15 protein-coding genes are annotated in these 14,247 nt (G+C 62.3%); 8 read left to right on the top strand and 7 right to left on the bottom strand.

Annotated elements, in window-relative coordinates; all coding sequences use genetic code 11:
- Positions 1-7 precede the first annotated feature (7 nt).
- Positions 8-1,528 (bottom strand): IMP dehydrogenase, encoded by a 1,521-nt coding sequence (gene guaB, locus ABEA23_RS08905; protein WP_345477695.1) that lies wholly within the window; start codon positions 1,526-1,528, stop codon positions 8-10.
- A 395-nt stretch (positions 1,529-1,923) separates the two neighbouring features.
- Between guaB and groES the strand changes: the two genes are divergently transcribed.
- The 3 genes from groES (at position 1,924) to ABEA23_RS08890 (ending at position 4,773) form a co-directional block, all read left to right on the top strand.
- Complete coding sequence (gene groES / locus ABEA23_RS08900; RefSeq protein WP_044493193.1) at positions 1,924-2,220, top strand: co-chaperone GroES; 297 nt, start codon at positions 1,924-1,926, stop codon at positions 2,218-2,220.
- A gap of 38 nt (positions 2,221-2,258) precedes the next feature.
- Positions 2,259-3,863, top strand: coding sequence for a chaperonin GroEL (groL, locus tag ABEA23_RS08895; RefSeq protein WP_345477694.1), 1,605 nt, complete (start codon positions 2,259-2,261; stop codon positions 3,861-3,863).
- 127 nt (positions 3,864-3,990) lie between these two features.
- On the top strand, positions 3,991-4,773 hold the full coding sequence (locus ABEA23_RS08890; protein WP_345477693.1) for a CPBP family intramembrane glutamic endopeptidase: 783 nt from the start codon (positions 3,991-3,993) through the stop codon (positions 4,771-4,773).
- A gap of 4 nt (positions 4,774-4,777) precedes the next feature.
- Here ABEA23_RS08890 and ABEA23_RS08885 read toward each other — a convergent pair whose 3' ends face one another.
- A complete protein-coding gene (locus ABEA23_RS08885; protein ID WP_345477692.1) occupies positions 4,778-5,332 on the bottom strand; it encodes an arsenate reductase/protein-tyrosine-phosphatase family protein in 555 nt (184 codons plus the stop codon).
- A gap of 1 nt (position 5,333) precedes the next feature.
- Entirely contained in the window at positions 5,334-5,891 is a 558-nt protein-coding gene (locus tag ABEA23_RS08880; protein ID WP_345477691.1) for a GNAT family N-acetyltransferase, read from the bottom strand.
- 109 nt (positions 5,892-6,000) lie between these two features.
- On the opposite strand from ABEA23_RS08880, the gene ABEA23_RS08875 reads away from it, so the two are divergent.
- The 4 genes from ABEA23_RS08875 to ABEA23_RS08860 are packed head-to-tail and all read left to right on the top strand — an operon-like array spanning position 6,001 to position 9,151.
- Positions 6,001-6,864 carry an ABC transporter ATP-binding protein gene (locus ABEA23_RS08875; protein ID WP_345477690.1) on the top strand — a complete coding sequence of 288 codons (864 nt, stop codon included), beginning with the start codon at positions 6,001-6,003 and terminating at the stop codon, positions 6,862-6,864.
- Between the two features lie 5 nt (positions 6,865-6,869).
- Complete coding sequence (locus ABEA23_RS08870) at positions 6,870-7,514, top strand: ABC transporter permease (RefSeq protein WP_345477689.1); 645 nt, start codon at positions 6,870-6,872, stop codon at positions 7,512-7,514.
- Positions 7,511-8,170 carry an ABC transporter permease gene (locus tag ABEA23_RS08865; RefSeq protein WP_345477688.1) on the top strand — a complete coding sequence of 220 codons (660 nt, stop codon included), beginning with the start codon at positions 7,511-7,513 and terminating at the stop codon, positions 8,168-8,170. The genes ABEA23_RS08870 and ABEA23_RS08865 overlap by 4 nt, the downstream gene beginning before the upstream one ends.
- A 57-nt stretch (positions 8,171-8,227) precedes the next feature.
- On the top strand, positions 8,228-9,151 hold the full coding sequence (locus ABEA23_RS08860; protein WP_345477687.1) for an ABC transporter substrate-binding protein: 924 nt from the start codon (positions 8,228-8,230) through the stop codon (positions 9,149-9,151).
- A gap of 17 nt (positions 9,152-9,168) precedes the next feature.
- On the opposite strand, the gene ABEA23_RS08855 is transcribed toward ABEA23_RS08860, so the two are convergent.
- The 4 genes from ABEA23_RS08855 to ABEA23_RS08840 form a co-directional block, all read right to left on the bottom strand.
- Positions 9,169-10,764 (bottom strand): DEAD/DEAH box helicase, encoded by a 1,596-nt coding sequence (locus ABEA23_RS08855; RefSeq protein ID WP_345477686.1) that lies wholly within the window; start codon positions 10,762-10,764, stop codon positions 9,169-9,171.
- A gap of 17 nt (positions 10,765-10,781) precedes the next feature.
- A complete protein-coding gene (locus ABEA23_RS08850; protein WP_345477685.1) occupies positions 10,782-11,015 on the bottom strand; it encodes a DUF3107 domain-containing protein in 234 nt (77 codons plus the stop codon).
- A 100-nt stretch (positions 11,016-11,115) separates the two neighbouring features.
- Positions 11,116-11,742 (bottom strand): TetR/AcrR family transcriptional regulator, encoded by a 627-nt coding sequence (locus tag ABEA23_RS08845; RefSeq protein WP_345477684.1) that lies wholly within the window; start codon positions 11,740-11,742, stop codon positions 11,116-11,118.
- Positions 11,743-11,764: 22 nt separating this feature from the next.
- The gene (locus ABEA23_RS08840; protein ID WP_345477683.1) at positions 11,765-12,616 is read right to left on the bottom strand and encodes a PHP domain-containing protein; all 852 of its coding nucleotides are present in this window, start codon (positions 12,614-12,616) and stop codon (positions 11,765-11,767) included.
- A 22-nt stretch (positions 12,617-12,638) separates the two neighbouring features.
- Here ABEA23_RS08840 and ABEA23_RS08835 point away from each other — a divergent pair, with 22 nt between their 5' ends.
- Positions 12,639-14,180 (top strand): aminopeptidase P family protein, encoded by a 1,542-nt coding sequence (locus ABEA23_RS08835; RefSeq protein ID WP_345477682.1) that lies wholly within the window; start codon positions 12,639-12,641, stop codon positions 14,178-14,180.
- Positions 14,181-14,247 lie beyond the last annotated feature (67 nt).

Here is a 14,247-nt window from a genome sequence, read left to right as displayed (position 1 = left end):
TTCGGGCTCACTTCCGGCCGTAGTTGGGGGCTTCTACGGTCATCATGATGTCATGCGGGTGGGACTCTTTGAGCCCGGCTGAGGTGATCCGCACGAACTTGCCCTTGGCCTTGAGCTCCTCAATGGTGTGGGCACCGACGTAGAACATGGTCTGGCGCAGGCCGCCGGTGAGCTGATGCACCACCGCCGAGAGCGGTCCGCGGTAGGGCACCTGGCCCTCGATGCCTTCGGGGATGAGCTTCTCATCATCAGGGACATCGGCCTGGAAGTAGCGGTCCTTGGAGTAACTGGTGTTCTTGCCCCGGGTCTGCATCGCCCCGAGCGAGCCCATCCCCCGGTAGGCCTTGAACTGCTTGCCCTGATAGAAGACCAAGTCCCCCGGAGACTCAGCGGCACCGGCGAGCACCGACCCAAGCATCACGGAGTCGGCACCGGCGACCAGCGCCTTGCCGATATCTCCGGAGTACTGCAGACCACCGTCGGCGATCAGCGGCACTCCAGCCGGGATGGCGGCCTTGGCCGATTCGTAGATGGCGGTGATCTGCGGAACGCCCACGCCTGCCACCACGCGGGTGGTGCAGATCGAGCCGGGGCCAACGCCTACCTTGATGGCATCGGCACCGGCGTCGATGATCGCCTGAGCCCCGGCGCGAGTAGCTGCCTGGCCGCCAATGACATCAACACCCTTTGCGCCTGGCTCGGCCTTGAGCTTGGCGATCATGTCCAGCACACCGCGGGTATGACCATTGGCAGTGTCCACCACCAGGACGTCCACCCCGGCCTCGATCAGTGTCATGGCGCGTTCGAAACCCTCGCCGAAGAAACCGACAGCAGCACCGACCCGAAGCCGACCCTCGTCGTCTTTGGTGGCCTGCGGATACTTATCGGCCTTATCGAAGTCCTTGATGGTGATCAGGCCGGTGAGGATGTCATGGTCATCAACCAGCGGCAGCTTCTCCACACGGTGCTTGGAGAACAGCGCCAGCACCTCGGCATTGGAGATGCCCTCCTGCGCGGTGATCAGCGGCTGGGGGGTCATCTTCTCGTAGACCTTGGTGGTCAGGTATTCCTCAGGCGGCACAAAACGAATATCGCGGTTAGTAATGATGCCCAGCAGCTTGCGGTTCTCGTCCACCACCGGCAGTCCGGAGATCTTGTAGTGCGCGCAGATCGCGTCAAGATCGGCAATAGTGGCATCCGGGGTGATGGTGACCGGGTCAGTGATCATGCCGGATTCACTGCGCTTGACCTGATCCACCTGCTTAGCCTGCTCCTCAATGGAGAGGTTGCGGTGGATGATCCCGATACCGCCCAGGCGGGCCAGGCTGATAGCCATAGGCGCTTCGGTGACAGTGTCCATGGCGGCGGAGACCACCGGAGCGCTGAGCGTGATGTTCCTCGTCAGGCGTGTAGTGGTATCGGCATCCGATGGAATGACATCGGTCTCGCCCGGAAGAAGCAGAACATCGTCATAGGTCAGTCCGACAAAGGCGAAGGGATCGTGCCCCTCAGCATGGGTGTGGCTCACGTGCGGTGCCTCTCAGTGGTATCGCGGCTGATGCGGTGGACAGCGACAACAAGTCTACTTGCCGCACAATTCCGCAGTGACCACGTGAGCTGCACCATGACACGTGAATATTAAGTGAACTTTTTCTCAGACACGCATGACACCCCCTGGCTCTAGACAGCGCTGGGCGCGCCCGAGGTTTCAGCTCTTAGCACTCTTCTTGATCGAGTGCTAAGAGGGTCTTATAGTTTGTCTTAGCACTCGGAGTGTCCGTGTGCTAACGATTTCGCGGGCCGTCACCCGCGCAAATCCATAAGCCTGAAGGGGCACCATCCGGCACCCGCGACGACGGTTGGTCACTCCCGCAAGGCGAGCAACCTGTACCGATTCACCCTTAAGCAAAGGAGAGTACTGACGTGTCAGTCTCCATCAAGCCCCTCGAGGATCGTATTGTTGTCCGCCCCCTGGAGGCCGAGCAGACCACCGCTTCCGGCCTGGTCATCCCGGACACCGCCAAGGAGAAGCCGCAGGAGGGCAAGGTTGTCGCCGTCGGCCCGGGTCGCGTAAGCGATAAGGGCGAGCGTCTGCCCGTGGACGTTGCCGAGGGCGACGTCGTCATTTACTCCAAGTTCGGCGGCACCGAGGTCAAGGTAGGCGGCGAAGAGTACCTGGTGCTCAACGCTCGCGACGTCCTCGCCAAGGTCGAGAAGTAAACACTCACCCGCTCGACTTACACAAGGAGTAGGAACCTATGGCAAAAGAGCTTCTCTACGACGATGCCGCTCGCCGCGCGCTGGAAGCCGGCATCGACAAGCTCGCCGACACCGTCAAGGTCACCCTGGGTCCCAAGGGCCGCAATGTGGTCCTGGACAAGTCCTGGGGTGCCCCGACCATCACCAACGACGGCGTGACCATCGCCCGCGAAGTTGAGCTGGAGGACTCCTACGAGAACCTCGGCGCTCAGCTGGCCAAGGAAGTCGCCACCAAGACCAACGACGTCGCTGGCGACGGCACCACCACCGCAACTGTGCTGGCACAGGCACTGGTGAAGGAAGGCCTGCGCAATGTGGCCGCCGGTGCAGCTCCCGGCGAGATCAAGCGCGGCATTGAAACCGCTGTGGCCGCGGTGACCCGCCGACTGCGCGAGAACGCCCGCGAGGTCTCCGGTCAGCAGGAAGTCTCCTACGTCGGTGCGATCTCCGCACAGAACGACGAGGTCGGCGAACTGCTGGCCCGCGCGTTCGACGCCGTGGGCGCTGACGGTGTGATCACCATCGAGGAGGGGTCAACGACCACCACCGAGCTGGAGATCACCGAGGGCATGCAGTTCGACAAGGGCTTCCTGTCCCCGCACTTCGTGACCGACGCTGAGCGTCAGGAAGCTGTGCTGGAGGATCCGCTGATCCTGATCCACCAGGGCAAGATCTCCAACATGGCAGAGTTCCTGCCGGTGCTGGAGAAGGTGCTGCAGGCCAAGAAGCCGCTGTTCATCATCGCCGAGGACGTTGAGGGCGAGGCCCTGTCCACGCTGGTGGTCAACAAACTGCGCGGCACACTGCAGGCCGTTGCCGTGAAGGCACCGGGCTTCGGCGATCGCCGCAAGGCAATGTTGGAAGACATTGCTGTGCTCACCGGCGCTCAGGTCATCACCCAGGATCTCGGCCTGAAGCTGGACCAGGTTGGCCTGGATGAGCTGGGCACCGCACGCCGGGTGACTGTCACCAAGGACGCCACCACAATTGTGGAGGGTGCAGGCTCCAAGGAGGACGTGGAGGGCCGTGTGGCTCTCATCAAGTCCCAGGTGGAGGCTACCGATTCCGAGTGGGACCGCGAGAAGCTCCAGGAGCGTCTTGCCAAGCTCGCCGGTGGCGTGGGTGTCATCAAGGTCGGCGCGGCCACTGAGGTGGAGCTGAAGGAGCGCAAGCACCGCATTGAGGATGCTGTCTCCTCCACCCGCGCTGCGCTGGAAGAGGGCATCGTCGCCGGTGGTGGCACCGCCCTGATCAACGCACTGTCCGTTCTGGATGAGGACGAGGAGGTCAAGGCCCTTGCAGGGGATGCTGCCGCTGCTGTGGGCATCGTCCGCCGTGCACTTGTCCAGCCACTTCGCTGGATCGCCCAGAATGCCGGCGCTGACGGTTATGTGGTCGCTTCCAAGGTCGCTGAGCTGGAGCCCAACCACGGCTTCAACGCCAAGACCGGCGAATACGGCGATCTGATCGCCGCCGGCGTGATCGACCCGGTGAAGGTGACCCGCTCTGCGCTGCAGAACGCCGCCTCCATCGCCGCCCTGGTTCTGACCACCGAGACCCTGGTGGTGGAGAAGAAGGACAACGAGGACGAACACGATCACTGATCGCTGACTCCCCTTTCCCTGCTGAGGCCCTGCTCCTTATGGAGCGGGGCCTCAGTGCGTCAGGAGCCCCGCTCTGGACTGGCGGGGCGAATACCAAGTCAAAGGTCATAATGGGCAGGTGACGACGATGGCGACCACCAGTTCGGAACAGCAGCTCAGCCGAGGCTTCCTCAGCTGGGAGCTCGGCATTGTGCTGGCACTTTCTTTAGGCCGCAGTGCGATCTACGCGGTGCTGCAGTTGGCGGAGCGGCTGAGAGTGGCGCCGCTGAGCCAACAGAGCGCCACTGTTCAGCGGTCACGTTCGCGAGCCGAGTTTTTCGATGCTGCGTTTCAGGTGTTGGATTCGCTCTTCGCGCTCGTCCCGGTAGCGCTGGTGGTCTATCTCGTCTTCCTCCATGGGGGAAATCCCTTCCGACGCTGGGGTCTGGACTTCCGGCGGCCCGGGCGCGACTGGCTCTACGGTACGGGGCTGTTTATCCTTATCGGACTGGGCACACTGGCGGTCTACTTTGCCGGTCGAAGCCTGGGCGCAACCGTGCGCATCGTTCCCGCCGATGTCACCGAGTACTGGTGGAGCGCCCCGGCACTGCTGCTGGCCGCACTGCGCCATTCGCTGCTGGAGGAAGTCATCATGATCGCTTACCTCTTCGACCGGGCACGCCGCATCTGGCCGCGCACCAGCATGTGGGTGATTATTGCCGCGGCCTCCGTGCTGCGCGGGGCCTACCACCTGTACCAGGGTTTCGGTCCCGGGCTGGGGAATCTGGCTATGGGGATCATCTTCGGCTGGGCGTACCTGCGCTACGGCCGAGTCATGCCCTTGGTCATCGCGCATTTCTTGCTCGATGCGGTTGCTTTCCTCGCCTTCCCGCTTGTGCTCAGCAGCTTCGGCATGGAAAGCCTACTCTGAGGACCTAGCGCCCCAGCACACCCCGGAGAGTCTCGATCGGCTCCCGGATCTGCTGGAAGGACTCGTCATAGACGTCATCGGGCAGCATGTAGGGGTCGACGATGTCGTCGTTCTCCCCTGCCGCCTCGCGCTGCTGATCCGCCAGGTCAGCGAGGGCGTGCAGCTTTTGACCCACACTAGCTCCGTGGATCTCAGCGTCATCCAGGTTCTTCAGGATCCGCCCGAACTGCCGCAGGGTGAAGGTGCGCGAGGCTGCGGCAGGAACTTCGGCCAGGATGTCCTCTACATGTACCCGGGTGGCGGCGAGAATGAGGTCACTGGATTCGATCATCTCAGTGGTCAGCTGAGTTGCGGTGAACCCCTCAGTTGAAGCCCCGAAGTCGGTGATCCGCTCCTTCATCTCCGGCTGTATGTCCTCCCCCACGTGAGCGTGAGTACCGGCCGAGAGAATCTTTGTGCCGGTGTCATCACCTACAAGCTGGGCCAAAAGACGTTCCATGGCTGGTGAACGGCAGATATTGCCGGTGCAGACAGCCAGGACTGTGTATTTTTCGCTCATGTCACACCTTTCGGATGAAGAACGGGAAACGGGCCTTCTTCTCGGGCAGATCCAGGATGAAATCGCGCTCGGGAACTTCCACGAAGCCTTCAGAACGGTAGAGGGCATGGGCGGCAGTCATGCTGGTGAGGCTGCACAAGGTGACGGCGTGAATATCCTCGCGCGCCTGTGCCAGAGCAATGATGTGGCGGACCATCTGCCGAGCGATTCCGCGTCCTTGGTACTCCGGCGCAACCGCGAGCATACGGAACTCCAGCTCCCCAGGCTGCGAGACCTCAGCATAGGGGCCGCCGTAGTCGGTGATCGCCACTGAAGCCGCAACTTCACCGTCCACTTCGGCCACCAACAGCTGAGCACCCTGAGCCCGGGAGGCGGCATCGCGCAGCTGTACCACATAGGAGTCCTCCAGTGAGAGGAACCCGCCATCCACATAAGCGCTGACCGTCAGCTCTCCGATACGCCCATATTCCGCTGGCACAGCCTGGCGGATCACGAGCGAATGCATGCCACTGACGGCAGCGTATGAGGGCGAGGCGATCATGGGGTGTTCAGAACTCATCACTGGCATCTTCCCACATCACATGACCGCGGAGTGCGCACAGACCCAGCCCACCGATAGGCTGAAACTAACCGTCATAGCTGGGACAAACAAAGAAGGCAAGGACTTCATGCCGATCGACTTCCGTCAGGTGACCAAGACTTATGACGATGGCACCGCGGCGGTGCAGAAGTTCAGCCTGCATATCCCCTCCCATACCGCCACAGTGCTGCTGGGTTCTTCTGGTTGCGGCAAAACGACATTGCTGCGCATGGTCAACCGTATGGTGGACCCGACGTCAGGGTCAGTGCTGATTGATGACGAGGACGTGGCCCGGGCCGCACCAGTAGCGCTGCGTCGACGCATCGGCTATGTCATGCAGAACGCGGGGCTTCTTCCGCATCGCAAGGTCATCGACAATATAGCCACCGTGCCCCGGCTCAATGGAGTTTCCCGCGGCGCAGCGAAGCGGCGAGCTTATGAGCTGATGGAGATTGTGGGCCTGGACTACACCTTGGCGCTGAAATACCCCGGGCAGCTTTCAGGAGGCCAGCAGCAGCGTGTGGGCGTAGCCCGGGCGCTGGCGGCAGATCCGAATATCCTGCTCATGGACGAGCCCTTCGGTGCAGTGGACCCCCTGGTGCGCATCGAGCTGCAACGCGAGTTGAAGAGAATTCAGACCGAGCTGCGCAAGACCATCATCTTCGTCACCCACGACGTTGATGAAGCGCTCACGTTGGGAGACCAGATCGTGGTGCTGAAAAAGGGTGCGGAGGTGGCGCAAGTGGGGACGCCGCAAGAGATTGTGGAGAATCCTGCAGATCAGTTTGTAGCCCAGTTCCTGGGACTGGATTCCCAGCGCAGGACGCTCTCGGCCCGGCCACGGGCAGGAGGTGGCTGGTTCATCTCCGATGCTCGCGGCAAGCCGCTAGGAGTTGTCGATCAGGCTCCCAGTGATCAGGCTCCCATTGACCGGGCGCCCGAGACGGACTGAATGCCATGGGGTGGATTCTCAATAACAGCAGCCGGATTCTCGAGCTGACGCTAGATCATCTGCTGCTCAGCGCGCCGGCCATCGTGGCCACTTTCATCCTGGCCGTGCCGCTGGCTTTGGTTGCCAACGCCGTACGCCCACTGCGTGAAGTAGTCATCTCCGGCACCGGATTGCTCTACGCGATTCCGTCCTTGCCGCTGTTCATTGTGCTACCACTGATTCTGGGCACTGGAGTGCGGGATCCTTTGAATGTCGTGGCGGCGCTGACCCTCTTCGGACTAGCTCTGATGGTCCGTTCCGCAGCAGACGCCCTGCAGTCAGTGCCTCAAGAAGTCCGGTTGTCCTCCACTGCGCTGGGACACTCCCGGCTCGGCCGATTCTTCACCGTGGATCTTCCCCTGGCTGGACCGGGACTTTTGGCTGGTCTGAGGGTAGTTTCAGTCTCCACTATCTCACTGGTTTCGGTCAGTGCGGTGCTCGGTGTTCGGTCGCTAGGCTCACTATTCACTGACGGCTTTGAGCGAAATATTGTGCCCTCTATTGTGGCCGGGATTCTCTGCACAGCTGTGCTTGCGTTAGTGCTAGACCTGCTCCTAGTGGCTGCTGGCCGACTCCTGATGCCGTGGGCACACCGAGGTGGTCGAGCATGAATCACCTTCTCGACGCGCTTGAGCTGCTTGGCGATGCCGAGTCTTGGCAGGGATCCGGCGGCTTCGGTGCTCGCGCCTTGGAGCACCTCTGGTATACCGCGGTGGCAGTCGCAACCTCTGCACTGATCGCCCTGCCTCTTGGGCTCTACGTGGGACACACCGGAAAAGGCCGGAATCCCGCAGTACTGAGTTCGGGAGTAGTCCGGGCCCTGCCGACCCTGGGCGTGATCACACTCGCTGCACTTTTTCTCGGCATCGGACTGACCGCCCCCATGATCGCTTTCATAGTGCTGGCCGTACCGAGCATTATCGCTGGGGCATATTCCGGGGTTGAGTCGGTCAGTCAGGTCACGGTGGATGCTGCGCGCGCCCAGGGGATGACCCCTTGGCAAGTGCTGTTCCAGGTGGAGATTCCGCTGGGACTTCCGCTGATCCTCGGCGGCCTACGATTGGCCACCCTGCAGGTGGTGGCTACTGGGACGCTGGCTGCCTATGTGGGCGCCGGCGGGTTAGGCCGTCAGCTTTTCCTTGGTCTGCGAACACAGGACTATCCCCTCATGCTGGCTGCTTCAGTGCTGGTGATTCTGTTGGCGATCGCGCTGGATGTCGTCTTCAGCCTCTCCCAACGTGCTGCCCGGCTCAGAACCGGCCATTAACTTCTCTATTTCAGCCGCGCTGATCCTGCTGACCACCCTCACCCGAAAGGTAAGACCATGAGACTCATCCCCCATATCCTGGCAGTATCAGCTGCTGCGCTGCTCATGCTGAGCGCCTGCAGTTCTGCTGACCCGCTCACCGGGGAGAACAACGACGCCGCGGACTCTGGTGACGAGCCGCGTGAAGAACTGGTCATCGGCTCCCAGCAGTACTACTCGAATACGATCGTCGCCGAACTCTACGCCCAGGTCCTGGAGGACCAGGCTTACAGCATTGAGCGGCAATTCGAGATCGGCCAGCGCGAGGTCTATGTGCCAGAACTGGAAGCTGGTGCCATTGATATCTTCCCCGAATACACGGGGAACCTGCTGCAGTACCTTGATTCCGATGCTCAGGCTTCCACCCCGAACGAGGTGCACTCAGCCCTGGGTGAGGCACTGCCGGAAGGCTTGGAAGTCCTTGACTTCGCTGAGGCCACGGATCAGGACAGTTATGTAGTAACTGACGAGTTCGCCCGCGAACATCATCTGACCAGCGTGGCAGATCTGGCGGAACTCGAAGATCTGCGGATCGCGTCAAACTCAGAATGGGAGGCGCGTCCCTACGGGCCTGCAGGACTGGAAGAGTTCTACGGAGTGGAACTGGCTTTGGTTCCGGTGGAGGATTCCGGTGGACCCCTGACGCTCAACGCGCTGCTGTCCGGCGATGTTGAGGTCGCCAACATCTACTCCGCCGATCCAGCGATCGAAAAGAATGACCTAGTCGCACTGGAGGATCCGGAATCCCTGGTGCTGCCTCAGAATCTGGTGCCGGTAGTCTCCGCAAACGTAGATGAACCCGCGCGTGCGGCTATTAATGAGCTTCAGCAGCGGCTGACGCAGGATGAGCTGCTGAAGCTTAATGCCTACTCACAGGACGAGCAGGCCAGCCCCTCCGATGTTGCCGCCTGGTGGCTGGAGGAGCAGGGCCTGCTCGACTGATCAGTGAGGCTGAAGGCTCAGCTGTCGCTGTCGCCGGCAACTTTGCGACGACGGCGACGACGCCGCCGCTGATCTGCAGAGCCGCCTTCGCTGCCGCTGGCTGCAGAGTCCGCTTCCTTCGGTGCGGACTGCGCAGTGTCCTTCGCGGCGCCGTCTGCTCGGCGGGCTTCAGAAGAATCACCGCCGCGACGACGATTGCGGCTGCGGCCTCCCGAACGGGACTGGCCCTCGCGGGATCCTCCGGAACGTTCACCGCGGCCCTGACGGTCCCGGCCGCCGGACTGCTTCTTCTCTGGGCCACCCAGATCTTCCAGAACCTCGTCGTTCAGACCGGTCTTGGAGCGCTTATGGCGCGGCAGCCGACCCTTGGTCCCGGCAGGGATGTTCAGCTCTTCAAAGAGATGCGGTGAGGAGGAGTAGGTTTCTACCGGCTCAGGCACGCCCAGGCCGATAGCCTTATCGATCAGCTTCCACCGGTGAAGGTCTTCCCAGTCCACGAAGGTCACCGCGGTACCCTTCTGCCCAGCTCGACCAGTACGGCCGATGCGGTGCAGGTAGGTGTTCTCATCCTCGGGCGCAGTGAGGTTGATGACGTGGGTGACATCGGTGACATCGATGCCGCGGGCGGCCACATCGGTGGCAACAAGCACGTCGATCTTCTCGTTGCGGAAAGCCCGCAGCGCCTGCTCGCGGGCCCCCTGCCCCAGGTCGCCGTGGATCGCACCGGCAGCGAAGCCGCGGTCCTGAAGCTCGGTGGAGAGCTTGTCGGCCTGGCGCTTGGTCTTGGTGAAGATAATGGTGCGGCCACGTCCCTCGGCCTGCAGGATGCGGGCGATGACCTCATCCTTATCCAGGTGGTGGGCGCGGTAGACAACCTGGCGGATGTCCTTCTTCACCACGCCGATATCCTCAGGATCTGCGGCACTGATGTGGGTGGGCTTGGACATGTAGCGCCGGGCCATATTGATGACCGGACCCGGCATCGTCGCGGAGAACAGCATCGTCTGGCGCACGGTGGGCACCGCTGCCAGCAGCGTCTCCACATCCGGGAGGAAGCCCAGGTCCAGCATCTCATCGGCCTCATCCAGCACCACGATGCGGATGTTCTTCAGGTTCAGATGCTTCTGGCGGTGCAGGTCGATCAGGCGCCCGGGGGTGCCCACAACGACCTCCACACCGCGCTGCAGCTCCTCGATCTGGGGCTCATAGGCCCGTCCGCCGTAGATAGTGGCAATCCGTGCGCCCAGCTTGGCACCGGCAGTCTTGAGGTCCTGTGCCACCTGCACGGCGAGCTCACGAGTAGGAGCGACAATCAGCGCTTGAGGGGCACCCGGTGCCGGCAAGTTCTGGAACTCATCGCTGTGCGGGGTGGTCACCCGCTGCAGAGCAGGGATGCCGAAGCCCAGGGTTTTACCGGTGCCGGTCTTGGCCTGGCCGATGATGTCGTGGCCGCCCAAGGCGATCGGCAGGGTTTCGGCCTGGATCGGGAAAGGCGTGGTGATGCCCTTCTCAGCCAGCGCCTCGACGATCTCGCTGCGGACGTCGAAATCTGCGAAGGTCAGGGTCGGCGTCGTCGTCTCAGCTGCTTCAGCCTCGGTGATCTGTTCAGTCATACGTACTTTCAGTAGGTTCAGGATGCGACGGCGGCAAAGCCCACCGTCTGCTTGGTGTCGGAGCCGATCTCCACGTATCCGATGGAGCTCACCGGGACGACCACCTTCTTATCGCGGCGGTCAGTCAGGCTCAGCAGGGGCTTGGAGCTCTCAATAGCCTCAGCGACGGTCTTCTCGATCTCCTCGGCGCTTGCCGCACTGTCGATGACGATCTCGCGGGCGACGTTCTGGACTCCGATGCGTACTTCCATGCCACTCCTTGTCTGAGGGCCCTCGCCTCACCGGTTCGACAGGCGCGCGAGGGCGGTTAAGCTTACGGCTCACCCTCGATAGTACAAGGGACTGACACCTTCAGCTCTCGTTCTCCTTGGGAAAGCCCGATATTCCTCTCCAGGCCAAACGCGAAGTCAACTGCGCTGAGACCCCAAGAGCCGGCCGCTCCGAGAGCCGACTCCAGTGCCGGGCGGCGGAGGTGGCCATCCCAATCAGGCCGTGGCCGAGCATCGTAGCCTCGGCCATGGGCTGCCCGGTGTCATCGACGATCACCTCAGCGATCGCGGTAGCCATTGCGTCATGAAACCGGTCCAGACGCTCGGAGACTTCCTCATCGTTATCCATCCCGGAGGCGAAGATCAGCCGGTAGGCCTCATCTTCCCTGGCGATGAACTCATAAAAAGCGGTGATGGTGCCGGTGACCCGCTGCTCGTTGTCCTGATGAGCGCTCAAGGCCGCGGTCAGCTCCTCACGCAGCTGCCCCAGCTGGGTCTCCAGTAAGTCGATGAACAGCTCATGCTTGCCTGGGAAGTGCTGATAGAGCACAGGTTTGGACACCTGTGCCACTTCTGCGATGTCATCCATGGATGCGGCGTGAAAGCCCTTGGCCACAAATACATGAAGCGCACAGTCCAGCAGCTGGATTCTGCGCTGCTCCCGCGGCAGCCGCTTGGCGCGCACGGCGACGGGCTCGGTCTCAGTCATGACTGAAGAGTGTAGAGCAGGCTCAGAGCCTGCCATAGGCCGGACTTCCGGTGGCTTCGCTGATAATCCGCTCCACCACCGAGGTGGGGCTGGAGTTCTCCCCGATCCGGTTGGGCTTGCCGGTACCGTGATAATCCGATGATCCGGTGGCGATCAGGTCATGTCGGGCGGCCAGATCCAGCAGAAGCCGTCGACCCGGCTCAGGATTATCGCGGTGCCAGACTTCGACGCCGGCTAATCCAGCCTCCACCATCTGCTCCAGCTGGGGGACGCTCACCGTACGGCCACGAGCAGAGGCCATGGCATGGGCGATCACCGGCACTCCCCCGGCGTCACGGACCAGCCGGATGGCTTCTATGGGGGTGATGTTCTCCTGGGAAACGTAGTACTTCGTGCCGGGATGGAGGTATTTCGCGAAGGCTTCACTACGGTCAGCCACAACTCCCACCGCCACCATCGCATCGGCCAGATGGGGGCGCCCGATAGTGGCATCGGGGCCGACATGCTCCACCACGATCTCCCAAGTGATCGGGAAGTCTTCGGCCAGCCGTTCACATATTCGTTTGGCACGCTCCACGCGACCCCCGCGGGCGGTAGCGATGGCGTCCATCAGCCCGACGTGGGCGGGGTCATGAAGGTAGCTGAGCAGGTGAACGCTGATGCCGTCATCTGTGCGGGTGGTGATCTCCATGCCCGGGATCAGCACCAGCTGCAGGGCCTGGGCGGCCTCGATCGCCGCTGTCCAGCCGGCGGTGGTGTCGTGATCGGTCAACGCCAGTCCGCGCAGCCCAGCCCGCTTTGCCGCGGCCACCACCTCTGCAGGAGGTTCGGTGCCGTCGGAAACCATGGAGTGGGTGTGCAGATCAAAGCTCATACCAACATGAAAGACTACCGCCATGAGTGATGCGCACAACGAACAGGAACTGAAGGACCGGGTCAACAATCGCTCCCAGCGCCCCAATTCGCGGGCGTTCAAGGAGTTCATGGCCTCCAGCTGGGCCCCTGCCCCTGCACTACGGCATGAGCGTGAGCAGGTGGCAGACTTTGCCGCCCGGCGTCGTCGTGCGCTCTCGGAGGACTTCCCCGGTGAGCGGCTGGTGGTTCCGGCCGGCCCGTTGAAGGTGCGTTCCAATGACACTGACTACCGTTTCCGTCCGCACTCTGCCTTTGCTCACTTGACCGGACTGGGTGTGGATCATGAGCCCGATGCTGTGCTGGTTTTTGAACCAGTGGATGAGGGCGCTGGCGACGACGGCGGCCACCACGAGGCCACTCTGTACTTTAAGCCGATGGCAGGCCGCGACTCCGAGGAGTTCTACGCCGATGCCCGGCACGGAGAGTTCTGGATAGGTCCCCGCCCGGGGCTGGAGGAGTTTGAGCAGAAGCTCGGGCTGGCCACTCGCAACCTCGATGAGCTGGAAGTTGCCGTCACCAAGAATGCCGGCGCTGTCGAGATCGGCGGGACACGTATCCGACTGCTGCGTGAAGTGGACCTCAACGTAGATGCGCTGGTGGACACGTCACGGATCAATACCGGCGTGGACCTTGAGGCATCCGATGCTCTTGACGCTCAGCTCACCGAGTTCCTCTCGGCGCTGCGTTTGGTGAAGGACTCATGGGAGATCACTCAGATGCGGCACTCGGTAGCCGCCACCATCTCCGGGTTTGAGGATGTGGTGCGCGCCCTGCCGCGCGCGGTCGGACACGAGCGCGGGGAGCGGATCGTGGAGGGTGCGTTCTTCGCCCAGGCCAGGCTCCAGGGCAACGACCTCGGTTATGACACGATCGCTGCCTCCGGCAACAACGCCACGATCCTGCACTGGATCCGCAATCACGGGCGAATCGACGACGGCGAGCTGCTGCTGCTGGACGCCGGTGTGGAGGCGGATTCGCTCTACACCGCAGACATCACCCGCACCATCCCGGTCAGCGGGACCTACTCGGAAGTTCAGCGCCGGGTCTATGAGGCGGTGCTTGCCGCAGCGGATGCGGCCTTCGCCGTGGTCAAGCCGGGTATCCGATTCCGCGAGATCCATCAGGCGGCGGTGACCGTCCTTGCGGAACATCTCGATGACTGGGGGCTGCTGCCGGTGTCCCTGGACGAGGCGCTCGCTCCTGAGGGTCAGCACCACCGGCGCTGGATGCCCCACGGCACCAGCCATCACCTTGGGCTCGACGTCCATGACTGTGCGCAGGCTAAGCGCGAGCTCTACCTGGACGGTGTCTTGGAGCCGGGCATGATCTTCACTATCGAGCCGGGCCTGTACTTCAAGCAGGAGGATCTTGCGGTACCTGAGGAGTATCGCGGAATCGGCGTGCGGATCGAGGACGATGTCTTGGTGACAGAGGATGGCTGCGAGAATCTCTCCGCCGCGCTGCCGAGGCGCGCTGAGGACGTTGAGGCGTGGATCACATCTCTTTGGCATCGACCGGCCTGATTCCGGGCACATGAGGTAAATTCCCAGCTGATTCAGGCTTCCGTAAGGCCAACATCCAGCTTCGCAT

The organism is Nesterenkonia rhizosphaerae, from assembly GCF_039544555.1.
Taxonomy (GTDB): Bacteria; Actinomycetota; Actinomycetes; order Actinomycetales; family Micrococcaceae; genus Nesterenkonia; species Nesterenkonia rhizosphaerae.
Note: the sequence above shows the minus strand (reverse complement) of the source record. Positions and strands in the feature narration are given on the sequence as shown.